Below are 22,789 nucleotides of genomic sequence, written 5' to 3' on the forward strand. Positions count from 1 at the left end.
TTACTAGCATACACATCTAGCAACATCTAGCCAGCGAACAACGTATATGACTAACGGCCCATACGGTTAGCCGCTTGTTGGTTAGCCTAGTGGTTACTTTCCTTAAAGCCTATCGCATCCGCAGCGGCAACCTCAAACCAAGAAAGCGTGGCGTGTAACGACACAACACTACCAATAATCAATAACGTAGGCGGTGTAATCTCACCTTGGTGAAATGCTTCAGGCAGCTGTTGCAAAGAACCAATATGCGTACATTGGTGCTGTGTTGTGCCCTGTTCAATCAGCGCCAAAGGGGTGCTGGATGCGAGACCATGGTCCATCAAAGCCTGGCAAATGGCCTCTAAGTTGCTCAGCCCCATATAAAATACCAAGGTTTGTCCAGGGCTAGCTAACGCTTGCCAATCAAGCGTGCTCTCTCCATGTTGCAAGTGGCCCGTGACTAAGCGAACCGACTGCGCATGGTCTCGGTGTGTCAGAGGAATGCCCGCATAAGCGGCACAACCGGATGCCGCTGTAATACCCGGGATGACTTCTACCACCACATTTTCAGCCATGAGCGTTTCTAATTCTTCTCCACCTCGGCCAAAAATGAAGGGATCTCCCCCCTTGAGACGCACAACTTGCTTACCTTGCCTGGCCCAAGCCACCAATGTCTGGTTAATTTCATTTTGAGGGACGCTGTGCAACGCCTTCGCCTTGCCAACGTAAAACCGCTCAGCCTTAGGCCCAATCAGGGCTAGCACTTCATCGCTAACGAGGCGGTCGTAGAGCACCACTTCTGCTACCTGAAGCCGCTTATACGCTTTCAACGTCAATAGCTCTGGATCCCCTGGGCCAGCACCGACCAAACTTACCAAACCACCGCCAACTTTTTGAGCGCTAGCCGAGTGGCCTGTCTTTATAGTGGCTGCTTTTACTTCGCTCAAAGAAACACCCCGACAATAAAAAATGATCCAATCTATTAAAAAGCAATAGGCCTTCCTGTGTCGCGCCAAAGTTTCTATGGAAGACACTGAACGTCACACCAAAATTCCTTTATAGAATATATATAGATCAATTGATTTTAAAAAAAGCAAGCATTGTCAGTAATGGCTTACATATTAGTTACGTTTTTAGGGCTAACCTTTACGATTAACTTTTATTTGGCATATGCTTTGGAGCTTCACGCATGCTCGTGAATGATACAGCCCCAGTACCGCAAAGTACTGATAGCCTGATATCCCAGATACCTGGGGTTATTTTTCAATTCTATCGATCACACTGCGGCCGTATGCACTTTCCCTACCTGGAAGGCGGGGACGAGGCGCTGGCACACATCGACCGACAACAATTAGCGCATGACGCTGGCCAACTTATTGAACACCTAACCGGTCACGATCACCCCAAAATAATGTCATCTATTGAGCGATCTGCACGCTGGATGCTACCGCTCACGACTCGCTTCCGCCTCCCCTTCCCTAAAGGAAAGCCGCACTGGATTGCGGTAAGTGCTAACCCCTCCCCGGCATCCAATGGTGTTCGCTGGAGCGGCATCATGATGGATATTACTGATCAAGTCGCTGAAGAGCAGCGACTAAGAAAACTCTGCGACACCGACCCTTTAACGGGATTGCCTAACCGTCGCAAACTCATGGTGCACTTAACGCACCTAGCCTCATTAAGCACGCGGCATGGGACGCCTTTATCTATCATGATGGTAGATATAGATCATTTTAAACAGCTCAATGATCGTTGGGGACACTTGCAGGGCGATAGCGTACTTGAACAACTTGCCGTGCAAACTCAGCAACTCCTGCGCTGCGAAGATATGGTGGCAAGACTTGGCGGTGAAGAGTTTATGGTCGTGTTGCCGCTTACACCGCTGCAACAATGCCATAAACTCGCTGACCGTCTCCGGCATGCCATCTCAAGCTACGATTTTGGAATCGGTGCCGGCCAAGTAACCGTGAGCATTGGTGTAGCGGAGTATCGGTGCGGTGAGCCTTTAGCCAACTTAATAGAGCGCGCTGATCAAGCGTTATACAGCGCGAAAGAGGTTGGTCGCGACTGCGTATGCCTTCTATCCTGATTTGAGCAATACCCAAAGGAGGCAACCCATGACAACGCTAGCTCAGAAAACCTGCGAACCTTGCAGTGGTAATGCCATACCGCTCACTTATAGCGCATGCCAACCCCATCTAGCAGCGCTTTCAGAGTGGCAGATTGTTGACCACGATGGCATCATGAAGCTGACGAGACAGTTTACGTTTCGCAACTTTGCCGATGCCCTGGCATTCACCCAGCGCGTTGGCGATATAGCAGAGCAGGCTGGGCACCATCCTGTCATTGTTACTGAGTGGGGTAAAACCACCGTGACATGGTGGTCTCATGCAATAAAGGGCCTGCATCTTAATGATTTCATTCTTGCCGCCAGAACCGACGAGGTAGCCGAATAAATGTTTGAGCAAATTGAGCGAGTCCCAGGAGATGCCATTCTCGGGCTGATCGAAGCTTTCAAAAAAGACACCAATCCCCAGAAAGTCGATTTAGGGGTTGGCGTATATCGCGATGCACAAGGCAATACGCCGGTCATGCGCGCTGTCAAGGAAGCAGAAGCTCGCCTGCTCAAGAATGAAACCACCAAGACCTATATTGGCTCTCACGGTGCCCCTGCTTACGGTGATGCTGTGCTGCCTATGGTATTAGGTGCAGATTCTTCCGTATTGAAAGCCAACCGCGCGAGCGCTACCCAGTCTCCTGGTGGAACAGGTGCACTACGCTTAGCCGCTGACTTTATTGCTCACCAGCTTCCTGGAAAAGGAATCTGGGTCAGCGATCCTACTTGGCCAAACCATCACGGCATTTTCACCGCTGCAGGTATCGAGCTTCACAAGTACCCCTACGTTGATGCTGACAACCGCCTTGATTTCGATGGTATGTTAGCGGCACTGAAAAAGATTCCTGAAGGCGACGTTGTGGTGCTTCACGCCTGCTGCCACAACCCGACCGGCTTTGACCTGTCTAAAGATCAGTGGCATGAAGTAATGGCAGTACTGAGCGAGCGCAAACTACTGCCATTGGTTGACTTTGCTTACCAAGGTTTCGGGGAAGGCCTGGACGAAGATGCCTATGGTGTTCGTCTGCTGGCCGAAAACCTTGATGAAGTTATCATCACCAGCTCCTGCTCAAAGAACTTTGGCATTTACTGCGAACGCACTGGCTGCTTGATCCTAATTGCAAAAGACGCCGAGCAGATGGAGAACGTTCGCTCTCAGGCTGCCATTGTGGCCCGTGAGAATTACTCTAACCCTCCCGCCCACGGCGGCGCGATTGTTAGCGAAATTCTCCACGACGCTGAGCTGTCTGCAATGTGGCGTGAAGAGCTGACCGAAATGCGTGATCGCATCAATACGCTGCGTCGCGACTTCGTTGAAGCCCTTAAGCCTTACGGCCTTGCTGAAAAGTATGCATGCGTTGCAGAGCAGCGCGGCATGTTCTCTTACACCGGTTTAACTCCGGAGCAAGTAGACCGCCTGCGTGATGAGTTCGGTATTTACATGGTGCGCTCTGGCCGTGCCAACGTTGCAGGATTCTCACACGAGAATTTACCTTACCTCGCTAAGGCCATCGCTGCCGTTAACGAATAACGCCAGTGAGTTGTTAACCTTAGTGTCAACAGCTAAAACGCCCAGGCAAATTGCCTGGGCGTTTTTGTAGATGAATTGAAGATAAGCCACTGAACAGGCAAGCGATTGTTATGTACAATTGCCCGCTTGCCGCCAGAGCCTGGGGCGCCCGTGCGGCGTCCGCTACAACGCAATGCTTGACCGATCAGTCAAATCTTCGGCACACTCAGCATAGCCTTGTATACAACACACCATAACTAAGAGGCCTAACATGGCGGCTGTCGGCACTCACTATCCGTGGTACAAAAAAGAAGACACCGACGCGTTCTTCGCGCTGTTTCAAAACAATATTGCCAACTTTGTCATTATCGCAATTACCATGCTGGGCATGGGGTTCCCCACATCCATTGTGTATGGTCAGGTGTTGCCTGGTGCCGCAGTGGCAGTCATGGCAGGTAATTTTTATTACGCATGGAGTGCCGCTAGGCTCGCACGAAAAGAAAACCGCAGTGATGTCACCGCGCTCTCCTACGGCATCTCCACACCGGTCATGTTTGTGTTTCTATTCGGCGTATTGCTCCCCGCCAAGCAGTTAACCGGTGACGCGGAGTTAGCCTGGAAAGTTGCCGTGGCCGCCTGCTTTATTAGTGGCGCAATAGAAGCCTTAATTAGCATCGTTGGCCGCTGGGTGCAGTATCACCTCCCACGGGCCGCCATGTTGGGCGCTGTTGCTGGCGTCGCACTCACCTTTATTGCCGGCGAGATGCTATTTAAGACCTTGGAAATGCCTATCATTGGACTGCTGGTGCTCGGCATTATCATTGTTGGTCTTGTGGCCCGCGTCAGCATGCCGTTTAAGCTACCGACATCGCTGTTTGCCATTGTGGTCGGTACTGCGATGGCATATTTGATTGGCGATGCGGGCAGCGAACGCTTTAGCGATGCTTTTACCCATTTAGGGTTCTACCCCCTGCTGCCTAATTTGGCATGGTATGAAGGGCTGGGCTTGCTGTTTAGCGGCATGCTGGCGGTACTTACCATCGTGCTCCCCATCACCCTCTATAACGCTATTGAAACCATGAATAACGTTGAAGCGATGGAAGCGGCTGGCGACAAATACGATGTGCGTGAGTGCCAGGCAGTGGATGGAGCAGGCACGATGATCGGCGCTCTATTTGGCGGCGTATTCCCGACAACTGTTTATATCGCCACGGTGGGCGCGAAATGGATGGGCGCAGGACGAGGCTACAGCATTTTAAACGGTGCCGTTTATGCCCTCGCCACCATGTTTGGCCTGATCGCTGCCTTAGCGGCCATTATTCCGGTCTCAGTAGTGGCCCCTATCTTGGTATTTGTCGGCATGTCGATGATAGCCACTGCGTTTCAAGCGAACGATACCCGCTATTATCCGGCCATTGCGCTGGCGATGCTGCCCTACTTTGCCAACTACGTGATGACACGCTTCAACCGGGGTGCTGGTGACGTCGTCAGCGATATTTCCAGTGCCATTGTTGTCATGGGACAAGGTGCGATGTTTATGGCCATCTTCCTAGGGGCAATGACAGTGTCGGTGATCGACCATCAGTTCCGGCGTGCAGCCGCATTCGCCGCCATTGCCGCAGGCTTCTCATTTGTAGGACTGATGCACGCCCCAAAACTGGCCTTTAACGCGGCGCCTGAATTTGTCATGGGTTACTTGGGCATGGCATTACTGTTTATGTACTTCTCATTCCAGGAAGCCCCTAAGAAGCACTAAACGGCATTACTTGCTGAATCCCGCCTGCCGATGCGGGCGGGATAAAATGCGCTTGAGCACTATCCAAGCAACCATACCTGCCAACACGTTACCCAATGCCGCACCAGCGGCTAAGCCTGTCCAGCCAAACAACTGCGCACCCAACCATAAACATGGTAGATAGCAAGTAAACAAGCGTGCGCTTGAAAGCAGCATTGCTCTAAGTGGCCAGCCAAGCGCGTTACCTGCAGACACCACCAGCATACACACACCCAGCGCAGCATAACTTGGCAACAAAAAGCGAATTAGCAACGCGAGCTCACTTTGCACCTCCTGGTTCCCGGCTAACACCATAGCCACCCAGGGTGAAGCCAGCGCCAGCAACAGCCCCAGGCTAAGCTGCCATATCAACGCGACATTCACTGCCAAGCGCATCAGCTGCTGAATCTGTCCCCAGTCGCCCGCACCATAGCAACGCCCAAGCCATGGTGGTAGCGACATCGTCATCGCCAATATCACCATCAGCGAAACCGTTTCGAGACGGCTGGCAAGCCCCCAAGCCGCCACCTGGGTATCTCCTAGGCTAGCAACAGCCGCAATCGCCAACATCGCCGCCAGTGGCGGCATTAACTGACTAACCATCGCGGGAGCAGCGATACCGGTAAAAAGCCGCCACGAGCGCCTAGCTTCTTGCCAAAGTGCGGTATTCGTCGTCCACTTTCGATGCTTTAGTTTAATACTGCTGAATAACAGCCCCACAAAAAATGCAATGGCGGTCGCCCAAGCCGCGCCCGCTAGCCCCCAGCCCTGCCAAGAACCAATACCAAAAATAAATAGCGGGTCCAATCCCAGGTTAATAAGGCTACTGAGCACCATCATCTTACCTGGCAGCCGTGTATCGCCGTGAGCACGAAACACGCTATAGATAAAATAGAGCAGCGCGCCTAGCCAAGCTGAAAATAGCTGTGGCCCCCAGTAAGCGCGTATATAAACCAGCGCGCTATCATCGGCACCTAACAGCCTAAATATGGGCACTTGAAGAAACCAAAGCGCGATGACTAGTAGGCCGATGACAAGCCCACCGGCAATTAGCACAAGGCTGCTTAACCGCTTCGCTCGAACGTCTTCTCCAGCGCCTAGGGCGCGGGAAATAAGCGCCGCAATCGCGATCCCCATTCCCACTTGAATACCAATAATCAGAAATGACAAAGGAAAGGTAAACGACTGAGCGGCCAAGGGCGCTGTTCCCAAACGGGCAATAAAAGCACTATCTACAAGCTGGAAACCCAATAGCGCCAACACGCCAATGGCCATCGGCCACGTTTGACGCCATAAGGTTATCGCCAGCTCGCGTTGCTGCATAATGACCGCTGCCAAAGAGAAATCCTCAAAACAGAGTAGATAGCGGTGAACGCCACCTAGTTAACAATACTTGCAACCTACGAGATGTAAGTTGTTTCTGGTAACTCCCAACGCAAAAGCGCCACCACCCAGGCAAGGGTGATGGCGCTTTCGGCTTACGCTCGCTTACTGACGAATGCCTTCAAACGTCACGTAAAGCTCCAGCTCGTGCATCGCTTCTGGGAAGTCACTCATATCAATACCAAAATCACCCAGCGTTAACATGGTGCTTCCTTCAAAACCTGCACGGTAATTGCCCCAGGGGTCATCACCTTCGCCCATCAAGGTAACAGGCATTTCAATTTCCTGTGTCTCACCATGAAGCGTTAGCTCACCAGTTACGACGCCTTCATTTTCACCCGTTGATTCAAAACCTGTTGAAGTGAAAGTTGCCGTAGGAAATTCGCTGGCATCAAGAAAATCGCTGCTTAAGAAGTGACGATCACGCTCTGCATGATTAGTGCTCAGGCTGCCCACCTGCACTTCCATTTCTACAGAAGAGGCTTCTAAATCCTCGGGGTCATATGAAAATTGACCGTCAAACTCTTCGAAAGTACCCAGAATATAGGAAAAGCCGAGGTGGCTAATTTTGAATTGAACAAAGGCGTGCTGGCCTTCAGTATCAATTTGATATTCTGCTGCTTGCGCTTGGCTGAACGTCGCTAGCGAAGCGGCGGCAATTGCAGTAGCAAAAGCGGTTTTCTTTAACATCGTGGAAATCTCCTTTATTTTCCTAATAAACACTACGAGCAAACTATCAGCGCAGTGGACAAAAAAATTCCATTATCGCTTGCGGCCATGAGCAGGGTTAACCATCCGCACAAGTGTCGAGTGGCGATCCCACCAATGATGCTTCATCGCGGCTAGCGCGTGCCCTGCAGCCAATACCATAAGCGCCAGGGCGCTGTACCAGTGAACATCGCCTGCCAGACTAGCTTGATCAGGAAGCCCGTGAAGCAGTGCTGGCACTTCAAACCAGTCAAACACGCTAATTCCGCGCCCATTGGCGGTAGAAATCAAATAGCCACTAACAAGCACTAACAATAACAAGACATACAGCATTATGTGGCCAGCATGGGCAGCTAGGCGTTCAAAGCGACTACCCTCTGCATGAGGCGTTGGTTGAATTAAGCGCCATATCAAGCGAGCAAAGGTAGCAATTAACAACAAGATACCAATCGAGCGATGCACCCACGGCCCTTGGTTATACCATGTATCGTAGTAACCAAGATCTGTCATCCACCAGCCAAGAACAAACAACCCCACAATCGTTAGTGCACTAAGCCAGTGAAGAGCAATACTAATGACTCCCCATCCACTCTGCGTGTTCCGCCACATCCTTGCTTTCCTCGTTCTAAACAGCGATTGTTCATGCCCGCTGTAAGCACATTTCTACCTAAAGCATACCGTCTTAATGATCAAAACACTGCTGAAAAAAGCAGAACACACCATTCGTAAAAAACGTTTGTTAAAAACATTGCTAAATGCCGTAGTTACAAAAATGCCGTCAGCGAAGCAAGCAATAAAAAAACCGGCCACGAATGACCGGCTTATCAAAACGCTATTTGAATCGCTCAGCCAGCCGCCAAAGCATCCAACCCAGCGGCAAGATCGCGCTGAATGTCAGCCTGGCTTTCCAGCCCCACCGCTACGCGAATCAACCCAGGGGCGATACCTGCGGCTTCTTTCTGCACATCGGAGAGACGTCCATGCGTTGTGGTGGCTGGATGGGTAATGGTGGTTTTAACATCTCCGAGGTTACCCGTTATAGACAGCATTTTGGTGGCGTCAATGACCTGCCAAGCTCCCTCCTGGCCACCTTTCACCTCAAAGCCCAATACGGCACCAAACCCTTGCTGCTGTTTTTTGGCAAGCGCATGCTGAGGATGGGCTTCTAAGCCACTGTAGTGCACTTTATTAACGGCCGGGTGTTGATCTAGCCAGAGCGCCAAAGTCAGCGCATTCTCGCAATGTGCTTTCATGCGCAACGATAAGGTTTCAAGCCCTTTGGTGAAAATCCACGCATTAAAGGGACTCAGGCAAGGCCCGCAAGTACGTACCACACCAAACACTTCTTCCAGCACGTCGTGTTTACCAACCACCGCGCCACCAATAGCACGTCCCTGGCCATCCAGATACTTCGTTGCAGAATGGATGACTAAGTCAGCGCCAAGCGCAATTGGCTGCTGAAGTGCCGGTGTTAAGAAGCAGTTATCAATCGCCAACAATGCACCACTTCGCTTAGCAAGTTCGGCTAATGCTGGAATATCCGCGACTTCAGACAGCGGGTTGGACGGTGTTTCCGCAAACAACAGCTTGGTATTTGGGCCGATGGCCTCTTCCCAGGCAGAAACGTTAGATAGTTCTACATAACGAGTCGTGATACCAAATTTGCCCAGGTATTTGTCAAACAAACTCACGGTAGAACCAAACAGCGAGCGCGATGCAACGATTTCATCGCCGGCACTTAGCAGTGCCAACGCCGTCGATAAAATGGCCGACATACCCGAACTTGTTGCCACGCACCGCTCACCACCTTCAAGCGCCGCCAAACGGCGCTCGAACGTATGCACAGTAGGATTAGTAAAGCGTGAATAGACGTTGCCCGGCTCCTGCCCCCCAAACTTGCGCGCGGCTTCAGCCGCGCTTTCGTAAACAAAGCTTGAAGTGGGAAAAATGGGCTCGGCATGCTCTTGCTCAAACGTACGGTGATGGCCCGCGCGAATGGCAAGGGTCTCTAGCGACCAATCGTCCTGGTGACTATCATCATGCATGGCTGAGCACCTTTAAAACGTCAATAAAAGTTGTAATACGAGCTATTAATCCGCGGCATTAGTCGTCAAGATCGTCATCATCTTGGTTATGCATACCCACTAGCGCATGATCACCCGCACTTTGATCTTTGGCTGCGTCATTACGACTCGCTTCAAGCACCGCCAAGTAGGCATCATCAATGTCACCAGTGACATAGTTGCCGTCGAAGACAGAGCAGTCAAACTCATCCATTTCAGGATTAACCTCACGGCAAGCCGCTTTCAAATCTTCCAGGTCTTGATAGAAAATTCGATCCGCACCAATCAGCTGACCAACCTCTTCTTCTGTGCGGCCATGCGCAATCAGTTCTTTTGCCGCAGGCATATCAATGCCATAGACATTAGGGTAGCGAACGGGCGGAGCAGCAGAAGCGAAATACACTTTACGGGCCCCTGCATCGCGCGCCATCTGAATAATCTGCTTACAGGTGGTTCCACGCACGATAGAGTCATCCACCAGCAGCACATTTTTGCCTTTGAATTCGACATCAATGGCATTCAGTTTTTGACGCACCGATTTTTTACGCTGCGTTTGGCCAGGCATAATAAACGTGCGGCCAATATAGCGGTTCTTCATAAACCCTTCGCGATAGGTCACCCCTAAGTGCTGCGCCATCTCAAGGGCAGAAGTGCGCGACGTATCGGGAATTGGGATAACAACGTCAATATCGTGATCAGGCCATTCATTAAGAATGCGGTCGCCAAGCTTGCGCCCCATCTGCATACGCGTGCCATACACGTAGGCACCATCAAGAATAGAGTCGGGGCGCGCAAGATAGACATGCTCAAAAATACAGGAACGCAGCACAGGTCGATCAGCACAGACCTGAGTATGAATCTGCCCCTGCATGTCGACAAAAATCGCTTCACCGGGCGAAAGGTCACGCTCCAGCTCAAAGCCGCCGACATCTAGGGCGACAGATTCCGAAGCAATCATGACCTCCTGCCCCTCGTCACTTTGGCGAGTACCAAACACTACAGGACGAATGCCATGATGATCCCGAAATGCCACCATACCAAAACCGTTAATGATCGCGACCGCCGCGTAGCCGCCTTTGCAGCGCCGGTGCACTCTACGAACGGCATCAAAAATATCCTCAGCTTCCAGGTGCAAACCCTGTTTACCCAACTCATGGGCAAATACGTTTAGCAACACTTCAGAATCAGAGCTGGTATTGATGTGACGAAGGTCCGTCGAGAAAAGTTCTTGCTTTAACTGATCAGAGTTAGTCAGGTTACCGTTGTGAGCCAGCGCAATACCGTAGGGGGAGTTGACATAAAACGGCTGAGACTCAGCTTCGCTAGAGGAACCTGCGGTTGGATAACGCACGTGACCAATGCCAAGGTTACCTTTTAGGCGAGCCATGTGGCGGGTATGGAACACATCTCGAACCAGCCCATTACTCTTGCGCAGTAGGAAGCGTCCCTCGCTCCAAGTCATCATGCCGGCAGCGTCCTGACCCCGATGCTGAAGTACGGTCAGAGCATCATAGATTCCCTGATTTACCGCCTGCTTGGCCAGAAGGCCCACTATACCGCACATTCAAGTTACCTCGCTTTAGTGCCATGGTTCACCGTAGCAAACCCGTACGTTCATCAAACGAATGCAAGCCACTGCCTATTTCTCGGTCGCAAAAGCGGGCATTGGTAGACAGCAGCTAACTGTATTACTAACTAAACATCACGTCGCGCCATCATTAAACAGCGCACTCACTGGCCACCATTTTCAGATGTTGGCGTAAAAGACTGTGGAACTGGCTCTTCCTGAGCGCCGAAATCTGGCAACGAAATATCGCGGAGCGAGTCAGGTGCTTGCGGTAGCTCCCGTTCCCATTGATCTAACTGGCTTACCGCCCAATCGCGCAGCTCAATAAACGTCGGCCGTAGCTCAGCTTCTTGCCAAGCCTGTAACTCAGCCAAGGGCGTTAGTGTAATAAGGACGGTTGCCACCAATAAAATGACAGCGCCACGAGCAAGCCCAAAGGCAGCGCCGGCAAAGCGGTTAAGCAACCCCATACCGACCCACTCTACCGCCGCATGAACAAGGCGGATCACAATCCCGCAAAGTAAAATGACCGCAAAAATCACTAAAATAAATGCCAGCACTAAGCGCGCATCGAAACTGTCGATGAACCCGCTCATTAGATCTGCTACCGGCTCTGCCAAGACGCGCGCTACCAACAATGCGACTACCCATGCGGCCAGCCCAAGAGCTTCCCTGACAAATCCGCGCATAAAGCCGGCCAGCATGGAAAGTGCCAACACCGCCAGGAAAAGCGCGTCTATCCAAGTAAGTGCCATAAGTTAATTTCTCACTCGCACTAACAGGCCCTGTACATTGGCACGCTGTTTAATAATCGCCATCGCAGACTCGCCGTCTTCAGACGTCGCATATGGTCCAACATAAACAGAGGTGAGGTTATTATCACGCTCGCGTAGATAGGTGCTAAACCCCGCCTGAGAAAGCTGATCGCTTAGCCGCTTCGCGTTACCCGCATCACCAAAACTGCCTACTTGAACGGCCCACTCGCCTTGGGAAGAAGATGTTGGGCCAGCAGCATTCGATGATGTGTTAGAAGAGCTGGTAGACGCGTTATTACGGTTATTGGCAGCCATTAACTCAGCGATTGGATCATCTGCTCCAGCACTCTGAGCATTAGAGCTACTGGCTTGATCGGTTTGTGGCTGTCTTGGATTGGCATCAATTGGCACACTATTGGCCGCGCTATCTACAGAACGACCTTCACTTGAGGACGTGTTGATAGATGACGGCATTTGCGGAACCGGAACATCTTGCTGTGTTGCCTCAACAGGCCGTTCAATAACAAACGTAGGCTGAGGGCGCTCTTCTCGGGGAGCAGGATCACTCATCAACCACGGCACGAAAATCGCCAGCAACGCGAGTAAAATGACAATACCACTGATGCGTTCCGTTTTACCGTATTTCATATCCCTCTCCATCAAGCTTAGCGAGCACAACGGTTAGGCCGATTAAGCTTGCGGCAGTGTTATTTCCAACAAGGCCGCAACTGTAAAAAACGAGCCGGTAACTAACACCCGGTCGGAGGGTGCCAACTGCTCAGCCATTATCTGCACTCCAGCCTCTGGGGAACTGGCGCAACGATGTACACGCCCACCCAGAGATGTGATACGCGCCGCCAATTCGGCAGCTGACCGACCACGCTCACCCTCCAACGTCACGCATACCCAGTCAGTAATGCGGGGTAGCAAAACGCTAATAACACCATCAGCGTCTTTATCATTTAGCATGCCGATCAACGCCCACTGCCGACCACCTTTAGGCACCGATGGGAGCCGTCTAGCGACATAATCGGCTGCATGAGGATTATGCCCGACATCCAAGCACCACTGCCCTATCCACTGCATACGTCCTGGCACTTGCACCTCATGAAGCGCACGGCGGCATGCGTTTGCATTCACCACTAATCCGCTAAGTATCAATGCTTGGAGAGCCGTTGCTGCATTATCAATCGGCAAACCGGGATCAGGAAGGTCTGTCAGAGAAATAACCTCTCCCTGGCAGCTCAGTCCACTCCAGCTCCATTCAGACGGGCTATCAGCGGCAGAGTCATCATCAATTGAGTGGCTAAACGCCTCACCAAGACAGTAAACAGGAGCGGCAATCGCATTGGCAGCCGCTGCTACACTGCTGGGAAGCAGTCGACTGCCCAATACAGCGGGTTTTGCAGCACGAAAGATGCCTGCTTTTTCTCGGCCAATTTGGGCAATATCAGACCCCAAAAAATTGGCATGATCCTGAGCAATGGTGGTGACAATAGCAACGTCTGCATCAATGATATTGACGGCATCCAATCGCCCACCCAGACCAACTTCGAGCAGCGCTAAGTCGAGGTTTTCCTGTGCTAGGCACCAGAGGGCACACAGCGTTCCCGCCTCAAAATAGGTTAAGCTAATTTCAGGCGTTTGTAGCCTAGCGTCCTCTACGCGAGAGAAACCAGTCATTAGCCGCTGGTCGTCAGCATAGTCACCATTGATCGTCACGCGCTCGTTATAGCGCACTAGATGGGGCGAAGTATAAGTACCTACCCGCAAGCCGTGCGTGCGTGCGACAGCATCCATCATGGCAAGGGTTGACCCCTTGCCATTCGTACCCGCCACCGTAATCACCTGTGTTGCAATCGGTCGACTTAGCAACCCCATGCGCTTGGCAACTTCTGCTACGCGCTCAAGCCCCATATCAATCCCTACAGGGTGCAGGGTTTCAAGGTAGTGCAGCCATTCGGCTAAAGACCCAGGAGTTAAAGCGTCAGAAGCTAAAGATTCAGGGGCTATAGACTTAGACATTGCGGGTCGAATCGTCGCTCTTAACGGTGCTGGCTTCGCTATGCGTTTCAGGCGTATCAACGTCTGTTGCATCTACAGCATCGGCTATTGGCGCTTCATCAACCAACGGCTCGTCAATCGATGCGTCGTCACTGACATCACCTTCGCTAGGCAGCGCGATATTATGCGTCAGCTTACGCAGCACACCACCAACACGAGCACGCATATCATGACGATGCACAATCATATCTACGGTGCCGTGTTCCAGCAGAAATTCACTGCGCTGAAAACCTTCCGGCAGCGTTTCACGGACGGTTTGCTCAATAACGCGCGGGCCAGCAAAGCCAATCAAGGCATTGGGCTCGGCGATATTTAGATCGCCCAGCATCGCTAGCGACGCGGATACCCCGCCAAACACTGGATCTGTCAGCACAGAAATGTAAGGCACACCCGACTGCTTAAGCTTTTCAAGCGCTGCCGAGGTTTTGGCCATCTGCATGAGTGAAAACAGTGCTTCTTGCATCCGTGCCCCACCAGAAGCGGCAAAGCAGATCAGCGGAAGCCGCTCTTCAAGGGCAATGGTTGCCGCGCGGACAAACTTCTCGCCCACAACCGCCCCCATTGAGCCACCCATGAAGGTAAATTCAAAAGCAACAGCTACAACCGGAAGCCCGTCTAGCTCGCCACGCATAGCAACCAGCGCATCTTTTTCACCGGTCTCTTTTTGGGCAGCCGTTAAGCGATCTTTGTATTTTTTAGAGTCGCGAAATTTCAAGCGATCATTAGGCTCAATCTCAGCCGCAATCTCTTGGCGATTCTCTTTATCCAAAAACCAGTCCAAACGTTTACGCGCGATCAACCGTAAATGGTGGTCGCACTTGGGGCAGACGCTGTGGTGCTTCTCAAGCTCGGGGAGGTAGAGAACCGCTTCGCACTTGGGACATTTACGCCAGAGGCCATCGGGCACGCTGGCGCGACGGTCTTTACGCTGGATACGCCCCATGGAGGGCACAATCTTGTCTAACCAGCTCATATCAAAAAGTTTCCGTATACGTCATGCTTAGCAACGCCAAGCTTGATGAGTGTCGTCAATCAATTCAGTGTAGACGATGAGGGGATACGCTTAGGCATCCATCGCGGTGCGCATGTCGCCCAACACGCTTTTAAGCTGACCAGCAATGGTTTCAGGTGCGTCAACGCTCTCTGCAATGCGGTTCACTAGCGCACTGCCAACAATCACACCATCAGCGACTTTCGCCACTTCAGCGGCGGTCACACCATCGCGGATACCGAAGCCAACACATAATGGCAAATCGGTCATTTCGCGCAAGGGCGCGAGATGCTCTGCCACATCGTCAGCATTGAGTGTAGCAGCACCGGTAACGCCCTTAAGCGAAACATAATAGAGATAGCCCTCACCGTGGGCGCATATTGTAGCGGCACGAGCATTGGAAGTGGTAGGCGCAACCAAGAAAATCGCTGCTAAATCGCGGGCTTTTAACAGCGGGCCAAGCTCATCAGCCTCTTCAGGCGGCATATCTACCACGAGCACGCCATCAACGCCAACGCTTGCCGCTTTATCAGCAAACGTTTCATAGCCAATCCGCTCTATCGGATTGAGATACCCCATCAGCACGATAGGCGTTTTAGCATCCACTTGGCGGAAATCAGCGACCATATCCAGCAGGTCAACCAAGCGAGTGCCTTGCTTAAGCGCTCGCTCACAGGCCTTTTGAATCACCGGGCCATCGGCCATTGGGTCTGAAAACGGCACGCCAAGCTCAATAATATCAGCCCCCGCCTCTACTAGGGCATGCATAAAGCCCACAGTGTACTGAGGCGCAGGGTCGCCGGCGGTAATATAAGGAATCAGGGCCTTACGACCCTGCTCTTTTAATTCGGAAAAACGCTGGTCAATACGGTTCATGCTAGCCCTTAAAACTCAATGCCATCGATGTTCGCAACGGTCATGATATCTTTATCACCACGACCAGAAAGGTTGACCACGATATGTTGGTCAGGGCGCATGGTCGGTGCCAGCACCTTCGCATGAGCAAGCGCATGGGCGGATTCCAATGCTGGCATAATCCCTTCCATGTGCGTCAGTTCACGAAACGCTTCCAGCACTTCTTTATCGTTTGCGGCTACGTAGTTAACTCGCCCAACATCTTTCCATAGCGCGTGTTCAGGCCCAACCCCTGGGTAGTCGAGGCCAGCAGAAATCGAGTGCGTGTCTGACACTTGTCCCGCTTCGTCAGACATCAAGTAAGTTCGGTTACCATGCAAAACACCACGCGGCGCATTCGTCGAAAGCGGCGCGGCATGTCGGCCTGTTTCGATACCATCGCCACCGGCTTCGACACCGTACATCGCCACCGCATCATCTTCGACGAAGGGATAGAATAGGCCCAAAGCGTTGGAACCACCGCCCACACAGGCAATCAGCGCATCTGGCAAACGCCCAATTTGCGCTAATGACTGTTGGCGCGCTTCACGCCCCACTACCGAGTTGAAATCACGCACCAACTGCGGATAAGGGTGCGGACCCGCTACAGTGCCAATAATGTAGAACGTGTTATCAACGTTGGTGACCCAGTCACGCAAGGCTTCATTCATTGCGTCTTTAAGCGTACGAGTGCCTGACTCGACCGGGATTACGCGCGCGCCCAATAGGCGCATACGATAAACGTTCAGCTTCTGGCGCTGAACGTCTGCCGCCCCCATATAAACGTCACACTCCAGGCCTAAGCGAGCTGCCACAGTCGCCGTAGCAACACCGTGCTGGCCTGCTCCGGTTTCAGCAATAACCCTGGGCTTGCCGGTTTTTTTGGCTAATAGCGCTTGGCCAATGGTGTTATTAACCTTATGAGCACCGGTGTGATTTAAGTCTTCACGCTTCAACCAAATTTGCGCGCCACCTAGCGACTGTGACCAACGCTCTGCATGGTAAAGCGGCGAAGGACGCCCCACATAATGGGCAAGATCACGGTCAAACTCAGCCTGGAAATCGGGATCATCACGCAGACTCAGGTAGGTCTGCTCTAACTCTTCCAGGGCAAAGCTCAGGGTTTCCGACACAAACCGGCCGCCGTAGGGGCCAAAATGACCACGGGCATCCGGCATTCGGGTCAGGTCGCTGAACTTGGTTTCAGTCGCTGAGACAGTCACAGGCATACCTCACAAGATCGCCAGAACAGGCAAACAATAAATGAACTAACAATGAGGCGTAGTCACCCTGTTGGGTACGCTACGCAATGAGCTTAATGGGCGCTGGCTAACGCCACATTTTGAACAAAAGATGCCATTAACGCGGCATCTTTTATGCCATGAGATATTTCTATACCACCAGAGACATCAATAGCATAAGGCATTACTTGGTTAACCGCAGAAGCCACATTATCAGCCGTTAACCCACCAGCCAGGATAACAGGTTTTTCTAAGGTTGCGGGGATTCTAGACCAATCAAACGTCTCTCCCGTTCCCCCTGGGATACCAGGTCGATAGGCATCTAATAGTAGCGCCTGTGCAAGCGAGTAGTCAGCCGCCGCCTGATGCAGGTCGATATCATCACGCATGCGCAGTGCTTTAATCCAAGGCCGTCCAAACTGCTGACAGAACGAGGCTGGCTCATCACCATGAAACTGAATTAAATCCAAGTAAGGTAAGCACTGCTCAATGAATTCAGCGGGCTGATTAACAAACAATCCCACTCGCGTCACAAAGGCAGGTACTTCCACTGCCAACTCTTCCAGCACAGCAGGCGTTATGCTGCGGGCGCTCTTAGGCCACATCACGAAACCAAGTGCGTCCACACCAAGCGATGCTGCCAGCGCGACGTCCTCATGGCGAGTTAAGCCACAAAATTTAATCCGCGTACGACCAGAACGCGCGCTCATAATGGGGTCTCCTGCTGCTCTGAAGGCGCTGACTCTTGGTTTAAAGGCGTCTGACTCTTAAACGTCAGCTTGCGCCGTGCGGCAATGCGCGGATTATCAGGTAACTGACGCTCCCCGGTCCACTCACCGGTAAATGCGAGCAGGTTGGGGCCTAACGGCTCTTTGGGCAGATCAAATCGTTCATCATAAAGTGAGTCTACGAAATGAAGGCCACAGGCCGGTGCAGTGACATCGCCTTTTCGGCGATTCTTCAGTGCCAGCAGGCGCGCAATGTGCCCTTCATCTTGTGAACCGCGCCCTACGCTAACCAGTGCCCCCGCAATATTGCGAATCATGTGGTGCAAAAAAGCATTGCCCTGAATATCAATGACCACTATTGGCCCATAGCGTTTCACTTCTACAAAGTGCATTTGCCGCCAAGGCGTTTTGGACTGGCAGCCCGCCGCTCGAAAGCTGCTGAAGTCATGCTCGCCTACCAGGGCCTGCGCAGCCCGATGCATGGCATCGGCATCTAACGGATCTCGACACCAGGTTACGTTGTGGCGTTCTAACACCGGACGACTAAGTTGATTCAACAAAATATAACGATAACGACGCCCAAGTGCGCCCAAGCGGGAATGGAAGTCATCGGACACAGGTTTTACCCAGCGCACCGCGACATCTCTCGGGAGATTGGTATTACTGCCAAAAATCCAGGCTTTCTCAGAACGCTGAACAGGCGGGTCAAAATGGATGATCTGACGGGTGGCATGCACGCCAGAATCGGTTCGACCACTGGCATGAATACGCACTGGCGCGCTGGCCACTTTCTCTAGCGCATCTTCCACCGCTTGTTGAACAGAAGCTGCGTGTTTCAAACGCTGAAAGCCGCAAAAGCGCGTACCATCATATTCAATGCCCATCGCTAGGCGCCCCGTTAGGGGCTTTGTTTCGTCAAAATGGTAAAACAGCGTCATGAAGCCACGTCACATAGAAGATAGTTAGGGTGTGCCATTATCCCGACGTCGAGGCTCAAATGCCACCTCTTCGATTTCCCAGCGTTCCTCGACGCTCTTCCGCCCAGATTGGCTGTCCCCCATGACTGAAGGTGAAGACGTCTCCTGCCGTTCGGCCTCAACTATCGGTACTGGCTCACTGTTAGCTGGTACTGTATCGGCCGTTGATGAATCCCGCGCTGGTGGTTCAGTAGTAGATGAAGGCGTAGTAGATGAAGACGTAGCAGGTGAAAACGTAGCAGGTGAAAACGTATCAGCGTTATAAACTGAGGAAGTGGGCGGAACATCTTCCCACTGCCGTTCGCGACGTCTGCGAGACCAGACTAGCGCTCCCAACAAAAGCGCTAACGCAGTACTAGCAAGCGGCCATTGATAGGCAGTAATGCGCTCAACAATCGTGTCTGACGCACTCTGCGAACGGTTCAGGTTAGGCACCTCGTTAGCTGTATGACTGTTTGCCATCAGCGCGGCACTCCCCGCCAGCGCATCTGATATTTCTTGAGTTTGCTGAAGCTCGCGCTGAGAAGCGCTCAATGCTTGGGTTAGCGACGCCACCTCTTGACGCAGCATGACTAGCTCTTCATGCATTTCTTCGCGCTCGTCAAGCGCCGCTAGCAGTCTATCCTGGCTCTCCAACAGCTGTTCAGCAAGCACTTGTTCGATGGCGACAGTATCGGATGTTTGCGGGGATGAATCAGTGCCTTGGTCGACACTTTCCAGGGTTGGCTCGCCCACCTGCTCCACGCTCGAATCGCTAAGGCTTTCAGATTTTTCTTGGGGCTCAACCTGACGGTCTACAGGCTGACGCATCGCTTGAATCGCCGGGGCAGCATTGCTGGACGTTCGTGACGTAACCTGTTGACGGGTAGGGATATTGAGCGTCTGGCCTGCACGGAGTTCATCTACATTGCCAGTGGGAAACGCAGCAGGATTAGCGGCTAAGAGCGCCGTCATCATTTGTTGAATGGTTACATCGGCTGGCTTCACCCTTGCGGCAACGCTCCAAAGAGTATCGCCACTGGCTACGTAGACAATATCGCGTGCGGCCGATGCCATAGAAGCGGCTGCGCTGCTGGTCGCTTCGGCCGAGCCAATGGCGTCAATAGGGCTACCTAACGCGTATTCGGGTGGATCAAACAACAGCGTTAAAGCGCGCGTCTGCCGCCCTTCTGGCGAAGAAATCGTTAACAGTAGATCCAACCATGGCTCATGAACTGCCTGGGAAGAGCGCAGCAAAAGCCGATGCCCAGCAGACTGCTCTTGAACCTGAACACTGATACTTGCGGTAAGGGGTGTCCACTCCAACCCCAGCGCTCTAAACGCCGATTCGTTTGCCAGGTCGACACGTAAATCACTCAGTGCGAAGCGCTCGCTTTCCTGAAGCGGCACAGTGGCCTCAAGCGGCGCATCTAACGGCGAACTTACCGTTGCCTGGCCCAACCCAAGCGCCACTGCCAGCGGGCTAATAGCGCTCAGCGATAGCCCCAACATCCCTGTTAACTGTTTTCTCATAAAGGCCTCTGCTGCCTTTTATTTGGTTGCGGCCAAGCCACACTTTCTTACATTTACTTAGCAAAATCACACTCTGCCTCCTTTTTACCACACCCAGAGAATAAAAAAACGGGAAGCTGCGAACAGCTTCCCGTTTTTATCAACGCCTTTATTTAAGCGTGGCGTGCTCTACTGCTCGCGTAAGATCTTCAGCATACGCTTGAGCGGCTCGGCAGCACCCCATAACAACTGGTCACCAACACTGAAGGCTGACAAGTATTCGCCGCCCATATTCAGCTTGCGAAGACGACCGACCGGTACTTGCAGCGTGCCAGTCGCAGCAGCGGGCGTTAGGCCAGCAACTGTAGCGTCTTTGTCATTCGGGATCAGCTGAACCCACTCATTATGCTTAGCAATACGATCTTCGATCTCATCAAGCGGCACATCCTGCTTCAGCTTAATAGTGAACGCTTGGCTGTGAGAACGCATTGCACCGATGCGCACACAAAGGCCATCGATGGGGATCGGGTTATTTTGCAAACCTAAGATCTTGTTAGTCTCAACGCTGCCCTTCCACTCTTCACGGCTTTGGCCGTTATCAAGCTTGGTATCGATCCATGGCAATAGGCTGCCCGCTAGCGGCGCACCGAAATTATCCGTGGGGAAGTCACCACTACGCATTGCAGCAGTCACTTTACGGTCGATATCCAGAATCGCGCTAGAGGTATCTTTAAGCTCTTCGCCTACGCTGTCGCGTAGTTGACCCATCTGGTTCAACAGCTCGCGCATGTGCTTGGCGCCTGAACCGGAAGCTGCTTGGTACGTCATGGAGGTCATCCACTCGACCATGTCTGCTTCGAACAAGCCACCCAAGCCCATCAGCATCAGGCTCACGGTGCAGTTGCCGCCGACAAAGGTTTTAGCACCCTTCGCTAACTGGTTATCGATCACCTTACGATTGACCGGATCCAGAATAATGGTCGCTTCGTCTTCCATACGCAGGGTGCTGGCCGCATCAATCCAGTAGCCTTTCCAGCCCGCCTCACGTAAGTCTTTATAAACCGGCTTGGTATAGTCGCCGCCTTGACAGGTCACCACCACGTCCAGTGCTTTTAACGCATCAATATCAAACGCATCTTTCAGTGGAGGCACGTCCACGCCGATATCGGGGCCAGGCTGACCAACTTGGGAGGTGGTGAAAAATACCGGTTCAATACCGTTAAAATCACCATCTTCCTGCATGCGCTGCATCAGCACTGAGCCAACCATGCCACGCCATCCCACGAAACCGACTTTCAACATGTGAAGTCCTCCAACTAAGAATGAGAGCAATATTATACACAAATATTAGACACAACGTCGGCCACCCCTAGGGTGGCCGACTGTTAATACCTTTCAGCGTCAACTAGTTAGCACGCTTTATACATAATTTAATTTTTTGCGAAGGCCGCCAATACGGCATCACCCATCTCATCGGTAGAGACACGGCGCGTGCCTTCAGAGGCAATGTCAGCAGTACGCAAGCCATCATCCAATACACTGCCAACAGCGGCTTCAATGCGCTCAGCCATGGCGGTTTCATTCAATGAATAGCGTAACATCATCGCGACCGACAGCATCATCGCTAACGGGTTAGCAATATTCTGCCCAGCGATATCCGGCGCGCTACCGTGGCAAGGCTCGTACATGCCCTGCCCACTCTCGTTTAGCGACGCTGAAGGCAACATGCCAATAGAGCCGGTAAGCATGGCAGCGGCATCGGAAAGAATATCGCCAAACATGTTGCCCGTCACTACCACATCAAACTGTTTCGGCGCGCGCACCAACTGCATGGCGGCGTTATCCACGTACATATGGGAAAGTTCAACATCCGGGTACTCTGGTGCTAAACGCTCCATCACTTCACGCCACAGAATAGTGACTTCCAACACGTTGGCTTTATCCACCGAGCAGAGTTTTTTGCCGCGCTTCTGAGCCATTTCAAAGGCAACGCGACCAATACGCTCAATTTCGCTTTCAGAGTAGATGTAGGTGTTAAAACCCACCCGCTCGCCGTTGCGCTCTTCAATGCCACGTGGCTGGCCGAAATAAATGCCACCGGTAAGCTCGCGGACAATCATAATATCCAGCCCAGCCACTAACTCCGGCTTCAAGCTAGAGGCGCTAGCCAACTGCGGATAAAGCATGGCCGGACGCAGGTTGCCGAACAAACCTAAGTTTTTCCGCAGACCTAACAGGCCTTTTTCAGGACGCTTAGAAAGGTCTTCGAGCGTGTCCCATTTAGGGCCACCAACAGCGCCCAGCAAAATAGCACTGGCTGCCTTGGCTTTTTCTAGCGTTTCAGCAGGCAGTGGCTCACCGTGAACATCGTAAGCAGAGCCACCGACAAGGCCTTCCTCGACGTCGATATCCAAACCAGCTTCCTGGCAGGCCTTCAGCAAGCGGGCCGCCTGAGCCGCAATTTCAGGACCAATACCATCACCCGGCAGCAGTAATACCTTATGAGTCATGCAATTTCCTTAGCATTTCAAACGTTAAAGGTGAATGA

21 protein-coding genes are annotated in these 22,789 nt (G+C 52.3%); 4 read left to right on the forward strand and 17 right to left on the reverse strand.

Going from position 1 to position 22,789, the window contains the following annotated elements; all coding sequences use genetic code 11:
- Positions 1-86: 86 nt before the first annotated feature.
- The gene (cobA, locus tag INT21_RS02980; RefSeq protein WP_089040862.1) at positions 87-857 is read right to left on the reverse strand and encodes a uroporphyrinogen-III C-methyltransferase; all 771 of its coding nucleotides are present in this window, start codon (positions 855-857) and stop codon (positions 87-89) included.
- Positions 858-1,168: 311 nt separating this feature from the next.
- On the opposite strand from cobA, the gene INT21_RS02985 reads away from it, so the two are divergent.
- The 4 genes from INT21_RS02985 (at position 1,169) to INT21_RS03000 (ending at position 5,361) form a co-directional block, all read left to right on the forward strand.
- Positions 1,169-2,068 (forward strand): GGDEF domain-containing protein, encoded by a 900-nt coding sequence (locus INT21_RS02985; RefSeq protein ID WP_193067683.1) that lies wholly within the window; start codon positions 1,169-1,171, stop codon positions 2,066-2,068.
- Between the two features lie 28 nt (positions 2,069-2,096).
- Positions 2,097-2,435, forward strand: coding sequence for a 4a-hydroxytetrahydrobiopterin dehydratase (locus INT21_RS02990; RefSeq protein WP_089038177.1), 339 nt, complete (start codon positions 2,097-2,099; stop codon positions 2,433-2,435).
- A complete protein-coding gene (locus tag INT21_RS02995; protein ID WP_089038176.1) occupies positions 2,436-3,626 on the forward strand; it encodes an amino acid aminotransferase in 1,191 nt (396 codons plus the stop codon).
- A 250-nt stretch (positions 3,627-3,876) separates the two neighbouring features.
- A complete protein-coding gene (locus INT21_RS03000; RefSeq protein ID WP_193084840.1) occupies positions 3,877-5,361 on the forward strand; it encodes an NCS2 family permease in 1,485 nt (494 codons plus the stop codon).
- 6 nt (positions 5,362-5,367) lie between these two features.
- Here INT21_RS03000 and INT21_RS03005 read toward each other — a convergent pair whose 3' ends face one another.
- The 16 genes from INT21_RS03005 to leuB all read right to left on the reverse strand — a co-directional run bounded on the left by INT21_RS03005 (position 5,368) and on the right by leuB (position 22,751).
- Complete coding sequence (locus INT21_RS03005) at positions 5,368-6,702, reverse strand: MATE family efflux transporter (RefSeq protein WP_193084841.1); 1,335 nt, start codon at positions 6,700-6,702, stop codon at positions 5,368-5,370.
- A gap of 165 nt (positions 6,703-6,867) precedes the next feature.
- Positions 6,868-7,452, reverse strand: coding sequence for a YceI family protein (locus INT21_RS03010; protein ID WP_193067558.1), 585 nt, complete (start codon positions 7,450-7,452; stop codon positions 6,868-6,870).
- 72 nt (positions 7,453-7,524) lie between these two features.
- Positions 7,525-8,079, reverse strand: a complete 555-nt coding sequence (locus INT21_RS03015; RefSeq protein WP_193067557.1) for a cytochrome b — start codon at positions 8,077-8,079, stop codon at positions 7,525-7,527.
- Positions 8,080-8,315: 236 nt separating this feature from the next.
- Positions 8,316-9,515 carry an O-succinylhomoserine sulfhydrylase gene (locus INT21_RS03020; protein ID WP_089038172.1) on the reverse strand — a complete coding sequence of 400 codons (1,200 nt, stop codon included), beginning with the start codon at positions 9,513-9,515 and terminating at the stop codon, positions 8,316-8,318.
- A 58-nt stretch (positions 9,516-9,573) separates the two neighbouring features.
- Positions 9,574-11,097, reverse strand: a complete 1,524-nt coding sequence (gene purF / locus INT21_RS03025; RefSeq protein WP_089038171.1) for an amidophosphoribosyltransferase — start codon at positions 11,095-11,097, stop codon at positions 9,574-9,576.
- Between the two features lie 167 nt (positions 11,098-11,264).
- Positions 11,265-11,855: a CvpA family protein gene (locus INT21_RS03030; RefSeq protein WP_193060580.1), complete on the reverse strand. Its 591-nt coding sequence runs from the start codon at positions 11,853-11,855 to the stop codon at positions 11,265-11,267.
- A gap of 3 nt (positions 11,856-11,858) precedes the next feature.
- Positions 11,859-12,503: an SPOR domain-containing protein gene (locus tag INT21_RS03035; protein ID WP_193060581.1), complete on the reverse strand. Its 645-nt coding sequence runs from the start codon at positions 12,501-12,503 to the stop codon at positions 11,859-11,861.
- A 42-nt stretch (positions 12,504-12,545) separates the two neighbouring features.
- Positions 12,546-13,880: a bifunctional tetrahydrofolate synthase/dihydrofolate synthase gene (folC, locus tag INT21_RS03040; RefSeq protein WP_193067556.1), complete on the reverse strand. Its 1,335-nt coding sequence runs from the start codon at positions 13,878-13,880 to the stop codon at positions 12,546-12,548.
- Positions 13,873-14,892 carry an acetyl-CoA carboxylase, carboxyltransferase subunit beta gene (accD, locus tag INT21_RS03045; protein ID WP_193067555.1) on the reverse strand — a complete coding sequence of 340 codons (1,020 nt, stop codon included), beginning with the start codon at positions 14,890-14,892 and terminating at the stop codon, positions 13,873-13,875. Before accD ends, folC begins: the two co-directional genes overlap by 8 nt.
- A 90-nt stretch (positions 14,893-14,982) precedes the next feature.
- Positions 14,983-15,786 carry a tryptophan synthase subunit alpha gene (trpA, locus tag INT21_RS03050; protein ID WP_193067554.1) on the reverse strand — a complete coding sequence of 268 codons (804 nt, stop codon included), beginning with the start codon at positions 15,784-15,786 and terminating at the stop codon, positions 14,983-14,985.
- Between the two features lie 8 nt (positions 15,787-15,794).
- A complete protein-coding gene (gene trpB / locus INT21_RS03055; RefSeq protein WP_038483713.1) occupies positions 15,795-17,033 on the reverse strand; it encodes a tryptophan synthase subunit beta in 1,239 nt (412 codons plus the stop codon).
- Between the two features lie 86 nt (positions 17,034-17,119).
- Positions 17,120-17,755 (reverse strand): phosphoribosylanthranilate isomerase, encoded by a 636-nt coding sequence (locus INT21_RS03060; RefSeq protein ID WP_193067553.1) that lies wholly within the window; start codon positions 17,753-17,755, stop codon positions 17,120-17,122.
- Complete coding sequence (gene truA, locus INT21_RS03065) at positions 17,752-18,711, reverse strand: tRNA pseudouridine(38-40) synthase TruA (RefSeq protein WP_193067552.1); 960 nt, start codon at positions 18,709-18,711, stop codon at positions 17,752-17,754. Before truA ends, INT21_RS03060 begins: the two co-directional genes overlap by 4 nt.
- Positions 18,712-18,735: 24 nt before the next feature.
- Positions 18,736-20,262 (reverse strand): type IV pilus assembly protein FimV, encoded by a 1,527-nt coding sequence (locus INT21_RS03070; RefSeq protein WP_193067551.1) that lies wholly within the window; start codon positions 20,260-20,262, stop codon positions 18,736-18,738.
- 168 nt (positions 20,263-20,430) lie between these two features.
- Positions 20,431-21,543: an aspartate-semialdehyde dehydrogenase gene (gene asd, locus INT21_RS03075; protein ID WP_089038162.1), complete on the reverse strand. Its 1,113-nt coding sequence runs from the start codon at positions 21,541-21,543 to the stop codon at positions 20,431-20,433.
- 128 nt (positions 21,544-21,671) lie between these two features.
- Complete coding sequence (leuB, locus tag INT21_RS03080) at positions 21,672-22,751, reverse strand: 3-isopropylmalate dehydrogenase (protein ID WP_038483705.1); 1,080 nt, start codon at positions 22,749-22,751, stop codon at positions 21,672-21,674.
- Positions 22,752-22,789: the final 38 nt, after the last annotated feature.

It is taken from the genome of Halomonas sp. 3F2F, from assembly GCF_014897805.1.
In the GTDB taxonomy this organism is placed as follows: Bacteria; Pseudomonadota; Gammaproteobacteria; order Pseudomonadales; family Halomonadaceae; genus Vreelandella.

Excerpts from the sequence above, each read along its gene's own strand:
- INT21_RS02985 (WP_193067683.1), top strand. The coding sequence starts at position 1,169 with ATGCTCGTGAATGATACAGCCCCAGTACCGCAAAGTACTGATAGCCTG.
- INT21_RS02990 (WP_089038177.1), top strand. The coding sequence starts at position 2,097 with ATGACAACGCTAGCTCAGAAAACCTGCGAACCTTGCAGTGGTAATGCC.
- INT21_RS02995 (WP_089038176.1), top strand. The coding sequence starts at position 2,436 with ATGTTTGAGCAAATTGAGCGAGTCCCAGGAGATGCCATTCTCGGGCTG.
- INT21_RS03000 (WP_193084840.1), top strand. The coding sequence starts at position 3,877 with ATGGCGGCTGTCGGCACTCACTATCCGTGGTACAAAAAAGAAGACACC.
- INT21_RS03005 (WP_193084841.1), bottom strand. The coding sequence starts at position 6,702 with ATGCAGCAACGCGAGCTGGCGATAACCTTATGGCGTCAAACGTGGCCG.
- INT21_RS03010 (WP_193067558.1), bottom strand. The coding sequence starts at position 7,452 with ATGTTAAAGAAAACCGCTTTTGCTACTGCAATTGCCGCCGCTTCGCTA.
- INT21_RS03015 (WP_193067557.1), bottom strand. The coding sequence starts at position 8,079 with ATGTGGCGGAACACGCAGAGTGGATGGGGAGTCATTAGTATTGCTCTT.
- INT21_RS03020 (WP_089038172.1), bottom strand. The coding sequence starts at position 9,515 with ATGCATGATGATAGTCACCAGGACGATTGGTCGCTAGAGACCCTTGCC.
- purF (WP_089038171.1), bottom strand. The coding sequence starts at position 11,097 with ATGTGCGGTATAGTGGGCCTTCTGGCCAAGCAGGCGGTAAATCAGGGA.
- INT21_RS03030 (WP_193060580.1), bottom strand. The coding sequence starts at position 11,855 with ATGGCACTTACTTGGATAGACGCGCTTTTCCTGGCGGTGTTGGCACTT.
- INT21_RS03035 (WP_193060581.1), bottom strand. The coding sequence starts at position 12,503 with ATGAAATACGGTAAAACGGAACGCATCAGTGGTATTGTCATTTTACTC.
- folC (WP_193067556.1), bottom strand. The coding sequence starts at position 13,880 with ATGTCTAAGTCTATAGCCCCTGAATCTTTAGCTTCTGACGCTTTAACT.
- accD (WP_193067555.1), bottom strand. The coding sequence starts at position 14,892 with ATGAGCTGGTTAGACAAGATTGTGCCCTCCATGGGGCGTATCCAGCGT.
- trpA (WP_193067554.1), bottom strand. The coding sequence starts at position 15,786 with ATGAACCGTATTGACCAGCGTTTTTCCGAATTAAAAGAGCAGGGTCGT.
- trpB (WP_038483713.1), bottom strand. The coding sequence starts at position 17,033 with ATGCCTGTGACTGTCTCAGCGACTGAAACCAAGTTCAGCGACCTGACC.
- INT21_RS03060 (WP_193067553.1), bottom strand. The coding sequence starts at position 17,755 with ATGAGCGCGCGTTCTGGTCGTACGCGGATTAAATTTTGTGGCTTAACT.
- truA (WP_193067552.1), bottom strand. The coding sequence starts at position 18,711 with ATGACGCTGTTTTACCATTTTGACGAAACAAAGCCCCTAACGGGGCGC.
- INT21_RS03070 (WP_193067551.1), bottom strand. The coding sequence starts at position 20,262 with ATGAGAAAACAGTTAACAGGGATGTTGGGGCTATCGCTGAGCGCTATT.
- asd (WP_089038162.1), bottom strand. The coding sequence starts at position 21,543 with ATGTTGAAAGTCGGTTTCGTGGGATGGCGTGGCATGGTTGGCTCAGTG.
- leuB (WP_038483705.1), bottom strand. The coding sequence starts at position 22,751 with ATGACTCATAAGGTATTACTGCTGCCGGGTGATGGTATTGGTCCTGAA.